The organism is Kribbella sp. NPDC048837 (assembly GCF_055586945.1).
The window spans coordinates 1,456,192-1,470,835 of the sequence record NZ_JBVJHF010000001.1 but is presented as its reverse complement, the minus strand read 5'-3'; the positions used below and the strand labels follow the sequence as shown (position 1 = coordinate 1,470,835).

General features: G+C 68.3%; 11 protein-coding genes. 6 read left to right on the top strand and 5 right to left on the bottom strand.

The annotated features are described in order from the left end of the window. Window positions 1-111: 111 nt before the first annotated feature. The 6 genes from ACZ6O0_RS06760 to ACZ6O0_RS06735 all read left to right on the top strand — a co-directional run bounded on the left by ACZ6O0_RS06760 (window position 112) and on the right by ACZ6O0_RS06735 (window position 8,621). Window positions 112-2,487 carry a glycoside hydrolase family 95 protein gene (locus ACZ6O0_RS06760; RefSeq protein ID WP_465763839.1) on the top strand — a complete coding sequence of 792 codons (2,376 nt, stop codon included), beginning with the start codon at window positions 112-114 and terminating at the stop codon, window positions 2,485-2,487. Window positions 2,488-2,512: 25 nt separating this feature from the next. Further along, a complete protein-coding gene (locus tag ACZ6O0_RS06755; RefSeq protein ID WP_465763838.1) occupies window positions 2,513-3,499 on the top strand; it encodes an ABC transporter permease in 987 nt (328 codons plus the stop codon). Further along, on the top strand, window positions 3,496-4,446 hold the full coding sequence (locus ACZ6O0_RS06750; protein ID WP_465763837.1) for a carbohydrate ABC transporter permease: 951 nt from the start codon (window positions 3,496-3,498) through the stop codon (window positions 4,444-4,446). Before ACZ6O0_RS06755 ends, ACZ6O0_RS06750 begins: the two co-directional genes overlap by 4 nt. Before the next feature lie 33 nt (window positions 4,447-4,479). Further along, window positions 4,480-6,168 carry a type 2 periplasmic-binding domain-containing protein gene (locus ACZ6O0_RS06745; protein ID WP_465763836.1) on the top strand — a complete coding sequence of 563 codons (1,689 nt, stop codon included), beginning with the start codon at window positions 4,480-4,482 and terminating at the stop codon, window positions 6,166-6,168. A gap of 67 nt (window positions 6,169-6,235) precedes the next feature. Continuing rightward, window positions 6,236-7,663, top strand: a complete 1,428-nt coding sequence (locus ACZ6O0_RS06740) for an alpha-L-fucosidase (RefSeq protein WP_465763835.1) — start codon at window positions 6,236-6,238, stop codon at window positions 7,661-7,663. 10 nt (window positions 7,664-7,673) lie between these two features. After that, window positions 7,674-8,621 (top strand): glycoside hydrolase family 43 protein, encoded by a 948-nt coding sequence (locus ACZ6O0_RS06735; protein WP_465763834.1) that lies wholly within the window; start codon window positions 7,674-7,676, stop codon window positions 8,619-8,621. A 6-nt stretch (window positions 8,622-8,627) separates the two neighbouring features. On the opposite strand, the gene ACZ6O0_RS06730 is transcribed toward ACZ6O0_RS06735, so the two are convergent. Genes ACZ6O0_RS06730 through ACZ6O0_RS06710 form a run of 5 tightly spaced genes read right to left on the bottom strand, consistent with a single transcriptional unit; the run spans window position 8,628 to window position 14,607 of the window. Then, window positions 8,628-9,710, bottom strand: coding sequence for a polyprenyl synthetase family protein (locus ACZ6O0_RS06730; RefSeq protein WP_465763833.1), 1,083 nt, complete (start codon window positions 9,708-9,710; stop codon window positions 8,628-8,630). Next, complete coding sequence (locus ACZ6O0_RS06725) at window positions 9,710-10,786, bottom strand: TIGR03857 family LLM class F420-dependent oxidoreductase (RefSeq protein ID WP_465763832.1); 1,077 nt, start codon at window positions 10,784-10,786, stop codon at window positions 9,710-9,712. The genes ACZ6O0_RS06730 and ACZ6O0_RS06725 overlap by 1 nt, the downstream gene beginning before the upstream one ends. After that, window positions 10,783-12,150 (bottom strand): cytochrome P450, encoded by a 1,368-nt coding sequence (locus ACZ6O0_RS06720; protein WP_465763831.1) that lies wholly within the window; start codon window positions 12,148-12,150, stop codon window positions 10,783-10,785. The genes ACZ6O0_RS06725 and ACZ6O0_RS06720 overlap by 4 nt, the downstream gene beginning before the upstream one ends. Next, window positions 12,147-13,223, bottom strand: coding sequence for a hypothetical protein (locus tag ACZ6O0_RS06715; RefSeq protein ID WP_465763830.1), 1,077 nt, complete (start codon window positions 13,221-13,223; stop codon window positions 12,147-12,149). The genes ACZ6O0_RS06720 and ACZ6O0_RS06715 overlap by 4 nt, the downstream gene beginning before the upstream one ends. A gap of 4 nt (window positions 13,224-13,227) precedes the next feature. Next, on the bottom strand, window positions 13,228-14,607 hold the full coding sequence (locus tag ACZ6O0_RS06710) for a cytochrome P450 (RefSeq protein ID WP_465763829.1): 1,380 nt from the start codon (window positions 14,605-14,607) through the stop codon (window positions 13,228-13,230). Window positions 14,608-14,644: the final 37 nt, after the last annotated feature.

The following is a 14,644-nucleotide window of genomic DNA, read 5'->3' as shown; positions in this document are numbered from 1 at the left end:
GATCTTTCTTCGAGTTCGATGGCGTTCAGTATGGACCAATCGGCGCACCGGCGCTACGATCCCGACAATTCATAGGATTAATACCTCGTCTTAGCGACGGAGGACTGCAGTATGGGCAACCTGGTGAGCTCGGACCGGTCCGGTGTGCAGCGCTTGTACTACGACCGGCCCGCCGGCGCGTGGCTGGAGGCGTTGCCGCTCGGCAACGGCCGGATCGGCGCGATGTGTTTCGGGGGTGTCGGCAGGGACCGGATCGGACTGAACGACGAGACGCTGTGGTCGGGCGGTCCGGAGACCGCGCGCCTGTTGTCGACTCCGCTCGGTGCGACCGGCGCCGGGGCGGTGCAGGCTGTGCGCGACGCGCTCAGGACGGGCGACATCCGCCGGGCGCACGAGTTGGCCGGCGGTTTTCACTCCGGCTACTGCCAGGCCTACCTGCCATTGGGTGACCTCCTCCTGGAGGTTCGTGTCGATGGCACGACGCCTGCCGCCGGCGATGTCGCGCAGTACCGGCGGGAGCTCGATCTCGACGCCGCGACGGCAACGGCGGAGTTCGAGATCGGCGGAGTTGTGGTGCGGCAGGAGGCTTTCGTCAGTGCGCCGGACAACGTTCTGGTCGTACGGATGACCGCATCCGAGCCCGTACTGGCGCTGACCTGCCGGTTGACATCGCAGCTGCACTCGCGAGCGCACGCGGTCGAGGACGGGCTCGGATTGTTGCTGCAGGCCCCGGCCGATGTCGCTCCTCCGCATCGTGACGTGCCCGAGCCGGTCCGGTACTCCGATGGCGCGGATCGCGGCATGGAAGCGGCCATTGCGCTCCGTGCCGCGAGCGACGGGGAGATCCGGGCCGGGGAAACCGAGCTCACGGTCGAGGACGCCACCGAAGTCACGCTGATCCTCTCCACCGGCACCGGGTACGACGGGCCGTCGACCTCGCCGACGCGATCGGCAGCGGAGTGCTGGGCGGCCGCGGATGCGACGGTGCTCGCGGCGCGCGATCGCGAGTACGGCCGGCTTGTGGCCGATCATCGCGACGATCACCAGCGGCTGTTCCGTCGCTCGTCGCTCGAGCTCGCCGGTCCGGCGGGGCAGGCCGACCTGCCGACCGACCTGCGGGTCGCGCGAGCCGGCGATGCCGAGGATCCCGCGCTGGCGGCGCTGCTGTTCAACTACGGCCGCTACCTGATGATCGCGGGTTCGCGATCGGGTGGCCTGCCGACCAACCTGCAGGGGATCTGGAACGACATCCTGCGGCCGCCGTGGAGCAGCAACTACACGGTGAACATCAACACCGAGATGAACTACTGGCCCGCGGAGACGACCAACCTGTCCGAGTGTCACGAACCGCTGCTTCGCTACATCGGTCAGCTCGCCCAGGCCGGGCGTACGACGGCCAGGGACCGGTACGGCTGTGGTGGATGGACCGCGCACCACAACGCCGACGCGTGGTGCTGGTCGTTCCCGGTCGAGGGTGATCCGCGGTGGTCGAACTGGCCGATGGCAGGTGCCTGGCTGGCCCGCCATCTGTGGGACCACTACGAGTTCACCGGCGATCTGGAGTTCCTCGGCGAGTCATGGCCCGTAGTGCGCGGGGCAGCGGAGTTCTGCCTGGACTGGCTGGTGGAGCTGCCGGACGGCACCCTTGGTACGGCGCCGTCGACGTCACCGGAGAACGACTACATCGCCGACGACGGACAGCCCGCATCGGTGACCTGGTCGGCGACCATGGACCTCGCCCTTGTCTCGGATCTCTTCCAGCGGGTCGAACAGGCCGCCGAGCTCCTCGATGTCGTCGACCCCTTGGTCGGTGAGCTGTCCACTGCCCGCAAGCGACTGCCCGAGCCACCGGTCGGTGCGCGCGGACAGCTGCAGGAGTGGGCGGCGGACCTGGTCGAGGAAGACCCTCACCACCGGCACATGTCGCACCTGGTCGGTCTGCACCCGGGCGATGCGATCACGCCGGACGGCACCCCGGTCCTCGCGGCCGCGGCGGCACGGACGCTGGACCTGCGGGGCGACGAGGCCACGGGCTGGTCGCTGGCGTGGAAGATCAACCTGCGCGCACGTCTTCGTGACGCGGTGGCGGCGCACCGTCTGGTCCAAGCGTTCCTGAAGCCCGCGGACGACACCGCGAAGGGACGACCTGGCAGCGGCGCGGGCGTCTACCCGAACCTGTTCTGTGCACATCCTCCCTTCCAGATCGACGGCAACTTCGGCGCGACGGCGGGAATCGCGGAGATGTTGCTACACAGTCACACCGGCGAGATCGAATTGCTGCCCGCCCTGCCGGCCGAATGGCCGAGCGGCCGGGTGACGGGCCTGAGGGCCCGTGGCGGGGTCACCGTCGACATCGCCTGGACGCCAGCCGGCGTCGAATCAGTCCTGACCGCCGATCGGGATCAGGAGCGGGTCGTGCGCCACGGCGACGACCGAGTACCGGTCAGGTTGACCGCCGGAATCGGTCTCCGCGTGAGCTCGATCTGATCGCCGGCCCGGACGAGGAGGCTTCATGGCAACCCTGACAACCATCCGGCCACCGGCCGGTGAGACGACCCGGCCCAGGCGAGGGCAGCGGGAGCGACCCGGGATCAAGGGACTGCGCCGCAGCCTGCGACGGCACTGGACGCTGTACTTGCTGATGGTCGTGCCGCTGATCTGGTTCGCGGTGTTCAAGTACATCCCGATGTCGAACGCGGTGCTGGCGTTCAAGAGTTTCAACGTGACCAAGGGCATCTGGGGAAGCCCGTGGGTCGGCTGGCAGAACTTCGAGCTGTTCTTCCACAACCCGGTGTTCTGGACCCTGGTGAAGAACACCTTCATCCTCTCGGTCTACACGGTCGCGGCCAGCTTCCCGATCGCGATCATTCTCGCGCTGGCGCTCAACGAGATCCGCAACGGGCTGTTCAAGCGAAGCGTCCAGCTGATCACGTACGCGCCGTACTTCATCTCCACCGTGGTCGTCGTCTCGATGACGATCCTGGTGCTGTCGCCGCGGCTCGGCATCGTGAACGAGGGGCTGGGCTTCTTCGGCGTACCGGCGGTGGACTTCCTCGGGAACCCGGACTACTTCCGGCACATCTACGTCTGGTCCGATGTCTGGCAGACCACCGGGTACTCCGCGGTGATCTACCTGGCCGCATTGTCCGGGATCGACCCGGCGTTGCACGAGTCGGCCCGGATCGACGGGGCCAGCCGGCTGCAGCGGATCCGGCACGTGGACCTGCCCGGCATCATGCCGACGGCCGTGATCATCCTGGTGCTTGCGGTCGGCAACATCATGGCGATCGGGTTCGAGAAGGCGTTCCTGTTCCAGAACCCGCTCAACCTGAGTGAGTCCGAGATCATCGCCACCTACGTCTACAAGACCGGTCTGCTGAACGCCGACTTCAGCGGGGCGACCGCGATCGGCCTGTTCAACTCGGTCATCAACCTCGTGCTGCTGCTGATGGTCAACACGATCGCCAAGCGGATCACCGGGAACGGATTGTGGTCATGAGCGTCCAGACCGAAGTGAAGCCGGCGCCGAGCAAGCGGATCGAGCGACGGGCCGCCCGGGCCCGCCGGATCCACGAACCGCGTACCGACCGGATCTTCTTGATCTGTGTCTACCTGCTGCTGGCGGTCTTCCTGCTCGTCGTGCTGCTGCCGCTGCTGTACATCGTGGCCAGCTCGTTCAGCAGTGCCGAGGCGGTGTCGTCCGGCCGGGTGCTGTTCTGGCCGGTGGAGTTCACGCTGCGCGGGTACGAGGCGGTGTTCCAGAACCCGCAGATCGTCCAGGGGTATCTGAACTCGTTGTTCTACACGGTCGTCGGCACGGTCGTCAGCGTCACCATGACGATCGCGATCGCCTACCCGATGTCGCGGCGGACCTTGGTCGGCCGGAACGTCGTGATGACGTTGATCCTGTTCACGATGCTGTTCACCGGCGGGCTGATCCCGACGTACCTGGTGGTGCAGTCGGCCGGCCTGCTGGACACCCGGTGGGCGCTGATCATCCCGCAGGCGATCGGGGTCTGGCAGGTCATCATCGCCCGGACCTACTTCCGGACCGCGATCCCCGAGGAACTGGTCGAGGCCGCGCAGCTGGACGGCTGCGGTGACCTGCGGTTCCTGTGGTCGGTGGTGATCCCGCTGGCCAAGCCGATGATCGCGGTGGTCGCGCTGATGTACGCGATCATGCAGTGGAACTCGTACTTCGACGCGCTGATCTACCTGAAGAACCCGGACCTGTTCCCGCTCCAGCTGGTCCTGCGCAACATCCTCATTCTGAACACGACCGGCGGTGGGGCGGTCGACGCATCCGTGGTCATCCAGCGCCAGCAGCTGGCCGATCTGCTCAAGTACTCGCTGATCGTGGTCGCGAGCGTCCCGGTACTGCTCATCTATCCGTTCGTCGCGCGCTACTTCACCAAGGGAATCATGATCGGCGCCGTCAAGGGCTGATCCTCCGCATCACCTCGACCCTGTGAGGGACCTATGTCTGTACAGTTCACCAAGCGGAGGCGTGCCGCGATCGCCGGCCTGAGTCTCCTCGCACTTGCGCTCGCCGCCTGTTCCAGCGGCGGCGGATCGGACGATCAGCAGGGCAAGCCGTTGCCCACGATCACCGGGAATCCCGCGGTCACCCTCGATGTGTTCGCGCCGCAGTCGGCCGACTGGAACCTGGCCTCGAACGACTTCACCAAGGTGGTGAAGGACAAGTTCAACCTCACCATCAAGTGGCAGAACACCACCTTCGACGGCGGCCCGGCCAAGGAGAAGCGGCAGATCTCGCTGGCCAGTGGTGACTATCCGGACCTGTACCTGCTGATCCCGTGGGTCGACCAGTTCACCCAGACCGACCTGCTGAAGCTCTCGAACCAGGGCGTCGTCGTCCCGCTGAACCAGTTGATCGACCAGTACGCGCCGAACATCAAGAAGGCGCTGGACGCGACGCCGGAGTGGAAGGCGATGGCGACCGCGCCGGACGGCAAGATCTACGGGATCCCCCAGTGGGTCGACTGCTTCCACTGCACGTACCAGGACAAGCTGTGGATGAACTCGGCCTGGCTGAAGAAGCTCGGCCTGGAGCAGCCGAAGACCACCGAGGACATGCGCAAGGTCCTGGAGGCGTTCAAGACCCAGGACCCGAACGGCAACGGCAAGGCCGATGAGATCCCGCTCAGTGCGGACGTGCGGGACGTGCTGATTCCGTACTTCATGAACGCCTTCATCTACGACCCGCAGGGCACCAGCGGGAACAACAACTCGACGCTGGTCCTGAACGACGGCAAGGTCGACATGCAGGCGAACAAGGACGGCTGGAAGGCCGGCCTGAAGTACCTGAACTCGCTCTACAAGGAAGGCCTGATCGACAAGGGCGCCTTCACCCAGAACCCGGACGCCCTGCAGCAGCAGGGCAACCACGCCGGATCGGTCGTCCTCGGCGCCGCGACCGTGCTGCACCCGGGCATCTTCGTCACGACCGGTTCGCCGGACGGACGGGACAAGCAGTACGACGCCGTACCGCCGCTGACCGGGCCGGACGGCGCGAACTTCACCGGCTACAACTTCCCGAGCGCGCCCGGCGCGACGTTCGTCCTGACCAGCAAGGCGACGCAGGAGGAGCAGATCCAGGCGATCAAGCTGCTCGACTACATCTTCACCGACGAGGGCCAGATCAACGGCCAGTTCGGCACCGAGGGCAAGACCTGGACCAAGCCGGCCAGCGGCGATGTCGCGCTGGACAAGTCGCTGACGCCGATCTTCAAGCAGATCCCGCAGAAGGTCGGGAGCAAGCCGCCGAACTCGGGCTGGGGCGCGCTCGCGCAGTACAACAACACGGCCAGGTTCCGCAACTCCGAGGCGATCAGCACCGACCTCTACTCCCAGGCGGGCTACGAGCGACGGCTCTTCGAGGCGACCAAGCTGTACGCCGGCCACGAGGACAAGTCCAAGATCTACCCGTACTGGAAGGTGTGGATCGACCCGGCCCAGGCCAACGAGGTCGCGACGCTGCAGACCAACATCGACAGCTACGTGCAGCAGAACGCGCTCCAGTTCGTCACCGGTTCGAAGAACATCGACACCGACTGGGACGCCTACCTGAAGGGTCTCGACGGCCTCGGACTCAAGCGCTACCTCGAGATCCAGCAAACCGCCTACGACAAGATGCCCAACAAGTAGATCTGCCCCTGGACCGGCCGGGTGTTCACCCCGGCCGGTCCGTCCCATCACCGACGAGGAGCGACCGGTGCCGTTCGACGCAACCTTCGAGTCCCTGACCACGTTCGAATGCCCTGACTGGTTCCGGGACGCGAAACTCGGGATCTGGTCGCACTGGGGAGCGCAGTCGGTGCCGCGGTACGGCGACTGGTACGCACGCAACATGTATCGCGAGGGCAGCGATCAGTACCGCTACCACCTGAGGACGTACGGGCACCCGTCGGAGTTCGGCTACAAGGATCTCGTGCAGCTGTGGAAGGCCGAGAAGTTCGACCCCGACGCGCTGATGGAGCGTTTCGCGGCGGCCGGTGCCCGGTACTTCGTGGCGCAGGCCGTGCACCATGACAACTTCTTCAACTACGAGTCGGCCATCCACCGCTGGAACTCGATGAAGGTGGGGCCGGGCAAAGACATCCTCGCGCTCTGGAAGGCTGCCGCGGACGACCATGGGCTTCCGTTCGGCATCACCGAGCACCTCGGTGCCGCGCTCGGGTGGATGGCGGTCAACAAGGGCAGTGACCGCCGCGGACCGTTCGCCGGTGTGCCGTACGACGGAACCGATCCGGCCAACCGGGACCTCTATCTCGACAACAGCCACTACCAGCAGGACGTCGAGGTGCCGGACCCGTGGTACCGCGACGATCCCGAGTGGCACCGTCACTGGCTCGAGGCCGTGACCGAGATGATCGATCGGTTCCAGCCGGACGTCCTGTACTCCGACGGGCCGCTGCCCTTCGGAGAGGCCGACTACACGCCTGGTCTCCGTGCGGTGTCCCACCTGTACAACACCAGCGCGCGGATCCATGGCACGAACCGGGCGGTCTACCAGCAGAAGGACCGCCGGCCGTCGATCAGCGCGGTCGGCGTGATGGACATCGAACGCAGTCAGACGCCCGGGATCCAACCGCGGGCCTGGCAGACGGATACCTCCGTCGGCGACTGGTTCTACAACGTTCGCGACGTCTACAAGACCGCCGGCCACGTGGTGGAGCTGCTCGTCGACATCGTGTCGAAGAACGGGAACCTCCTCCTCAACGTGCCCCAACTGCCGGACGGCACCCTGGACCACGAATGTACGCAGCTGCTCGACGAGCTCGGCGCGTGGATGAAGGTCTGCGGCGAGGGCATCTACGGCACCCGGCCCTTCACGGTGTTCGGTGAGGGGCCTTCGAGCGTGATCATCGACGGTTTCACCGAGGACCGCGTGAGCTGGACGAGTTCCGACTACCGGTTCACCCGTCGGGAGAACACCGTGTACGCCTTCCAGCTGGCCTGGCCGGACGACGGGCGCGCGGTGATTCGCAGCCTGGCCGGCGAATCGGTGACCGGCGTACGTCTGCTCGGCCACGGCCCCGTGCCCTTCGAGCACGCCCACGGCATCCTCGTCGTCCGGCTGCCCGAGACGGCTCCGCTCGATGTCGCGAACTGCCTCGCCGTCGACGTCCAAGCAGGCTGAGAGAGTGGAGATGACGCGCACCTACGCGGGCTACCTCTACGTGCATTTCAAGCGTGAATCGGTCGACGGTGAGCAGATCTACTTCGCCTTGAGCGACGGCAACGACCCGCTGCACTTCGACGACCTCAACGGCGGCAAGCCAGTCCTGTACTCCACTCAGGGCGAAGGCGGCGTACGAGACCCGCACATCGTCCGGTCCCCCGATGGCGCCCGGTTCTACCTGGTCGCAACCGATCTGCGCCTCTACGTGAGTCTCGATTGGGATCGTCACCAGCGCCGGGGCAGCCGCTCGATCATGGTCTGGGAGTCGGCCGATCTGGTGAACTGGGGAGAGGGCCGCCTCGTCGAGGTCGCACCGCCCGAGGCCGGCAACACCTGGGCTCCGGAGGCGGTCTGGGACCCCGAGCAGGAGGCCTACGTCGTCCACTGGTCCTCGACGCTCTACGACAACGCCGAGCACGAGGGCGAGAGCTACAACCGGATCATGTACGCCACCACCCGCGACTTCCGCGAGTTCTCCGAGCCGCGGGTATGGATCGACCGGGGATGGCAGACGATCGATGCCACCGTGATCGATCACGAGGGCGTCTACTACCGCTTCCTGAAAGACGAACGCAGCCGCGGTGGCGAGGCGCCGTACGGCAAGACGGTGTTCTCCGAGACATCGACCTCGCTGACGGGCACGGAGTGGACGCCGCTGGCCGAAGGCATCGGCCTGGGCGCGATCACCCAGGGCGAGGGACCGCTGGTGTACAAGTCGAACACCGAGAACAAGTGGTACCTGTGGATCGACGAGTTCACTACGGAACGCCGGTACGTCCCCTTCGAGACGACCGACCTCGCCGGCGGCTGGTGGGTGCCCGCACTGGACTTCCGTCTGCCGAAAGACCCTTGCCACGGCGTCGTGCTGCCACTGGCCACCGAAGAATACGAGCGCCTCCGCACCACTTGGTCCTGAGACGGGTCAGGCGCGTCTCACCGTGGCCTTGTGGGCGAGTTCGCGCAGCGTCCGGACGGCGCCGGGAGGGAACGGGGCGTTGTCCAGGACGACGAGAGCCTGCTCCCGTCGGTGCCGGATCATCTCCTCCACGCTTCGCCGGGCACCTGTCGCGTCCAGGACCAGCCGGAGGCGGCGGACGTCCTCCGCCGTCACATCGGCGTTGCCCATCGTGGTCCTCAGCAGCTTCAGGTCGGCTTCGCAGGCCCGGCGTACGGCGAGCGCCATCAGCACGGTGGTCTTGCCCTCACGGATGTCGTCTGTGACCGGCTTGCCCGTCTCGGCGCAGTCCCCGTAGACGCCGAGCAGGTCATCGCGCAGCTGAAACGCCTCTCCCAGGGGCAGGGCGAACGCGGTACATGCCTCCAGGACCGCTGGCCCGGCTTCGGCGAGTGCCGCGCCGATGTGCAGCGGCCGTTCCACGGTGTACTTCGCGGTCTTGTACCGCACGACCCGCAACGCGGCCTCGATGTCACCGGACAGCCGACCCGCCGACAGCAGGTCCAGGTACTGTCCGTAGACCACCTCACTCCGCATGGCGTCCACGAGCTCCAGGACCCGCATCACGCGGTCCACTCGGTTGTCGGCGGTGTGCAGGAGCTCGTCGGACCACACCAGGGCGAGGTCGCCGAGCAGGATGGCCGCCCCCACACCATGCGCCTCGGCCCGGGCGCGCACACCACCGCCGACCGCGTACGTGGCGGCGAGCTCGCGGTGGGCGGACGGCCGTCCTCGGCGCAGGTCGCTCGCGTCCATCACGTCGTCGTGAACGAGGGCGAACGCCTGGAACAGCTCCAGGCCGGCGGCGGCGCGGATCACTCCTGTCGCGTCGCCCCGGCCGCCGCCGGCGTACCACCCGGCCACGCACAGCAGCGGACGCAACCGCTTGCCACCCACCAGGAAGCGACGCAAGGTCGCGATCAGGCCTGCCAGTTCGGGGCCTGGCGCGTCCTTCTGTTTGGCGTCGAGGAATCCGGCGAGCACCGCGTCCACGTTCAGCCGGATGGTGGATGCGTCGGGTGTGCCGGTGTCGGGAAACGTGTTGAACATCAGCAGGCTCCTCGGGCATGACCGGCGAAGGCATGGATGACGGGGGCGAGCCGGTCGGGTGTGGTGCCGTGCAGGACCAGCTCGTCGGCGCCGGCGTCGAGGTAGTCCCGCAGCCGGGCGGCGCAGGCACCGGGGCTCCCGATCGCGGTGGACTCGTCGAGCCAGGATTCCGGGATCAGCCTGGCGGCCTCGGCGAGGTCGACGGGGTCCACGACGGCGTCGGCGTAGGCGTCGCCGAGCCGGGCGATGTGCGGGTGGTCGCGCAGCCGTCGAACCGCGTCCAGGCTCCAGCCGTTGATGCGGACGATCCGTTCGCCGCCGACGGGAGCCTGCAGGTAGGTGGCCATCCGGCCCGCGATGACGTCCCTGGCCGCGGCCGGCGGGTCGGCGGCGGTGAGGACGGTGGCGTGGACGCGTACGGCGTCCGGGGCGCGGCCGTGGTCCGTCGCGGCCCGGCGGACGGTGGCGACAGCCCGTTCGACCGCCCGCGGGGTGATGAACGCGGGCAGGAGCACGCCGTCCAAGTGCTGGCCGGCGAGCCGCAGGGACTGCTCACCGAATCCGGCCAGGACGACGGGCGGGGGAGGAGTGGCGGGCAGTTCCCGGAGCTGGAGGCTCGGGAAGTTCCCGGCGGGACCGTGGTAGCTGACCTCTTCGCCGTCCCACAGCCGGCGCAGGATGGTCACCGTGTCGACGACCATCGCCTCCGTGGCGGTGGGCGGTACGCCGAGCCCTGACAGCCAACTGCCGCCGCGGCCGAGCCCGAGCACGAAGCGGCCCGCGGTCAGCGACTGCACCGTTGCCGCGAGAGAGGCGATCTGCACGGGGTGCCGGGTCTGGAAGGGGATGGCCCCGGAGGCGATCCGGGGCCGCGTGGTGGAGGCGGCCAGGGCGCCCGCGAGAGCGCCGAGATCCTTCGTGCCGAACTTCTCGGAGATCCACAGACTGCCGAGCCCGAGTGCCTCGCCGGCCTGCGCCTGGGAGATGCCCGCCCGCGCGTCGGGCACGTTGCCCGACAGGACGTACGCCCCCAGCGGCAGGTTCGCGGGCGGGGACGACGCCTCCGTGGCGTTCACCCCGTCCTCGGAGGCTTGCGCCGGGTGGCGGTCATGAGGAGTTTGCGGGGCCGGAGCGTGGCAGCGACATCGGGACGTACCCGCAGTCCGGGAAGAGAACTCAAGCGCCAGCGGGCAGCGATGGTGGCGACGGCCAGCGTGACCTGCGCAGGACCGAGGGCGTCGCCGATGCACATGCGGGGACCCGCCGAGAACGGGATGTACGCCGTGCTCTTGCGGTCGGTCGGATCGGCGTCGAGCCACCGGTCGGGGTCGAAGGCGTCGGGGTCGGGGTAGAGGTCGGCGCGGTGGTGGATGAGGTACGGGCTGATCGCGACGGTCGTCCCGGCCGGGATCGGATGGCCGCCCAGCGTCGTGTCGGTGGTCGCGTGGCGGGTCATGAACCAGGCGGACGGGTAGAGGCGGACGGTCTCGTCGACGGCCCTGCGGGTCAGTCGCAGGTCCGGCAGGTGAGAGAAGTCTGCGGGACCACCGGCGAGTACGGCGTCGACCTCCGCGTGGATCTGCCGCTCGACCTCGGGGTGTTCGGCGATCAGGTGGAGCGCCCAGGTCAGGGTGGCCGCGGTCGTCTCCGAGCCGGCGAAGAGGAAGGAGACGACCTGGTCCAGCGCCTCGCGGTCGGTCAGCCCGGTGCAGGATCCCCGACCCGGTGGCTCGACGTCGCGGGTGCTCAGGATGACCGACAGCAGGTCGTTGTGGTCGGCTCCGGCTCTGCGTTGCGCGATGATGCCGAGCACCGTCCGGTGCAGCCTGGCGATGTGCCGTTCGTAGCGCCGGTTGCCCGCGGTGGGCAGGCGGGTGAGCCCCGGAGGCAGGACCGTACGCCGGAACATGCCGCGCACCATGACCTTGAAGTCCTCGATGAGCTCGCGCACGATCGCCCGGGGCAGCGTGTCGGAGAACAGCATCTCCACGACCGAGTCCAGCAGGATCGCGAGGACCTGCGCCGGGACGTCGAGGACTTCGCCGTCGCGCCAGCGCTCAGCAGCCGTTGCCACGTGGGCGGCGGTGGTGTCGGCGAAACCGGGAATCTTGGAGCGGTGGAAGGCCGGTTGGGTCAGGCGCCGGAGCCGGCGGTGCTGGTCGCGCGGGCACACGATCAGGCCGTCGCCGACCATCTCCCGGGCGCGATCGACCAGCGGACCGCCCTTGTCGAAGGTCCGGTCGTCCAGCGTGACCTGCCTGGTCAGGTCCGGATCGCAGACCACGACCGCGGAGAAGGGGCCGAGGCGGATCTGCACCAGGTCGCCGTACGCGGGCAGCGTGGTGAGGAACGTGAACGGGTCGCGCAGGAGCGGCAGGGCATGACCGATGAGCGGCAGCGCTCCCGGGCTGGACAGTTGCTTCTGGATGGCGTGGCTCATCGCAGGAGATCCTCGGTACCCGCCGCGACGGAGCCACGGTGCTGCAGGGCGAGCAAGGCCTTCAAGCACAGCGCGGTGGTGACCGCGCGACTGCCCCACACCCGGGCGTGGTTGTCGAGCCAGGGCACCGCTTCCCAGGAACCGTCGGGGAACTGGCTGTCGATCAGCAGGCGGCCGTCATCCGCGGCCACAGTGGTGCCGGCGGAGATGAGGGCGAGGACGGCCAAGGCCCGGTTCAGGGGGTCAGGTGCCGGTGCCTGGGCCAGAAAGCGCGCGGCCCGGGCGATCTCCTCCTCGTGGCCGCCGACCGCGGCGAGGTGCCGTACCACGACGTAGGTGCTGTAGCAGGTGCCGACGTACCAGGAGGCCCGCCAGAAGCCCATCGGCTGCTGCCGTCCGGCCAGCCAGCGCGTCGCCGGGCCGACGAGCGGGCTCAGCGGCAGCGGCCCGATCTCCCGACCGTACAAGACAGTGGCGTGGGCGAGGTTCGCCACCACCTCGGCGTCGCGGCCGGTGTCGTCCTTGCCCCGGCCCCACACCCGGTTGGCCGCGTCACGTTCGGCGGCCGGCGCGTCGAGCAGCCAGGTGTTGACGACGCCGTCGTCCCAGGCGTTGCGCGCGGCGAAGGCCGCGGCGTCGCGTACGGCGTCGTTGTCGGCGTGGCCCGTGCGGATGAGGACGCGCAGGACCTGGGCCAGGCTGTCGGCGTCGTGCGGCAGGGGCTCGAAGCCGGGGAAGTACCGCCAGGAGATGCCGTCGCGCTGGGAGAGCAGCCAGGCGGCGTTCTCCTCGGCGAGCGCCCGGCATTCCGGGTAGCCGGCCTCGGTCGCGTCCAGCAGCGCCTCGGTGATGGTCGCCACGTGATAGATGGATCCCACGCAGCGGAACCCGGCGAACTTCGCTGCGTCCCCGCCCGCCCTCGGCTGGGTCCGGTGCTGCTGGTGGAGCTTGGTGAACTGCGCCGTCGAGTAGGAGCCCATGACGTGAGCCGCGTCGGGGTAGGACAGATCGTGCTGTCCCGCCAGGTACTCCAGCGCCCGTTCGACGGCAGCGGTGATGGCGAGCGTCGTCATGGCGTCATCCCTTCGGCGGGGTCAGGACCGGTGCCTGGGTGCGAGCCCGCACGGTCAGTGGGATAGGCCCCGGCATCGGGATGAGCGTGGTGACGATCCGGGGCGGCTCCGCCGACACCGGTGCCAGCGTGTGTCGCTGGGCGAGGGAGGCGAGGAAGACGGCCGCCTCGGTGTGCGAGAACGGGCCCCCGATGCACCCGCGGGGGCCGGCGCCGAACGGCATGTAGGAGTGGGCGGGGATCGACTTGACCCGGCCGGGCAGCCAGCGGTCCGGGTCGAATCGCTCCGGATCCGGGAAGAGAGCCGGGTCGCGGTGCAGGGCGAAGATGGAGAACAGCACCATCGCGCCGGCCGGGATCCGGTAACCGCCGAGGTCGACGTCCTCCAGGGGACGGCGCATCAGCATCCACGTGGTCGGGTACAGGCGCAGCGTCTCGTTGATGACGCGGCGCGTGCAGTCGAGCTTGCCCAGATCCTCGTACTCCACCGGGCGGCCTTGGAGGACCTCGTCGACCTCCTCCTGCACGGCGTTCTGCACCTCCGGATGGGTGGCCAGCAGGTAGGCGGCCCAGCACATCGCGGCGGCCGTCGTCTCGCTGCCGGCGATGATCATGCTCGTCACCTCGTCGTACACCTGCTCGTCCGTCATGGCCGCACCGGTGTCGGCGTCGACAGCCTGCAGCAGCGAGGTCAACAGGTCGGGGCGCTGACCGAGGGTGTCGCGGTGCCGGCGGATCATCCGGTAGACCACCGACTGGAACCGCGGCAACGCCCGGCCGAACGCCCGGTTCGTCGGCGTGGGCAGCCGGTCCAGAAAGTCGAACGGTGCAAGGGCGCGCTGACCCAGTCCCCGCAGCAGCACGGGCAGGGTCTCCTGGACCTCGGCAGCGGTCCGAGCGTCCAGATCGGTCGAGAACAGGACCCGGGCGACGATGTTGAGCGCCATCGGGAAGGTGACCTGGTCCAGCCGGACCACGTCTCCGTCGGCCCACGAGGTCACCAGCGTCTCGACCTGGTCCCGCATGGTCCGCGTGTAGCCGGCGATCTCGGAGGCGCGGACGGCCGGTTGGATGAGCCGGCGCTGCCGGGCGTGGAACTCGCCCTCGGAGGTGAACAGTCCGTTGCGGGCCAGCACCCGGGCCTTCTCGAACATCACTCCCTTGTGGAACTTGCCGGCGTCGGTCACCAGCATCTGCCGGATCAGCTCGGGGTGGTTGACCACGTACACATCGCGCGGTCCCAACCGGAACGTCGCCACCTCGCCGTACCTGCGGATCCGCTGCACGAATCCCAGCGGATCCCGGCGGATGTTGACGGCACTGCCGATCAGCGGAACGCGCGAGCGCATGGTTCTCGGGATGCGCCGCGGGACTGTCGTGGACACGAGGTTGTCTCCCTTCGGGGGCCAGGAACGGGGGTGG

Excerpts from the sequence above, each read along its gene's own strand:
- ACZ6O0_RS06760 (WP_465763839.1), top strand. The coding sequence starts at position 112 with ATGGGCAACCTGGTGAGCTCGGACCGGTCCGGTGTGCAGCGCTTGTAC.
- ACZ6O0_RS06755 (WP_465763838.1), top strand. The coding sequence starts at position 2,513 with ATGGCAACCCTGACAACCATCCGGCCACCGGCCGGTGAGACGACCCGG.
- ACZ6O0_RS06750 (WP_465763837.1), top strand. The coding sequence starts at position 3,496 with ATGAGCGTCCAGACCGAAGTGAAGCCGGCGCCGAGCAAGCGGATCGAG.
- ACZ6O0_RS06745 (WP_465763836.1), top strand. The coding sequence starts at position 4,480 with ATGTCTGTACAGTTCACCAAGCGGAGGCGTGCCGCGATCGCCGGCCTG.
- ACZ6O0_RS06735 (WP_465763834.1), top strand. The coding sequence starts at position 7,674 with ATGACGCGCACCTACGCGGGCTACCTCTACGTGCATTTCAAGCGTGAA.
- ACZ6O0_RS06730 (WP_465763833.1), bottom strand. The coding sequence starts at position 9,710 with ATGTTCAACACGTTTCCCGACACCGGCACACCCGACGCATCCACCATC.
- ACZ6O0_RS06720 (WP_465763831.1), bottom strand. The coding sequence starts at position 12,150 with ATGAGCCACGCCATCCAGAAGCAACTGTCCAGCCCGGGAGCGCTGCCG.
- ACZ6O0_RS06715 (WP_465763830.1), bottom strand. The coding sequence starts at position 13,223 with ATGACGACGCTCGCCATCACCGCTGCCGTCGAACGGGCGCTGGAGTAC.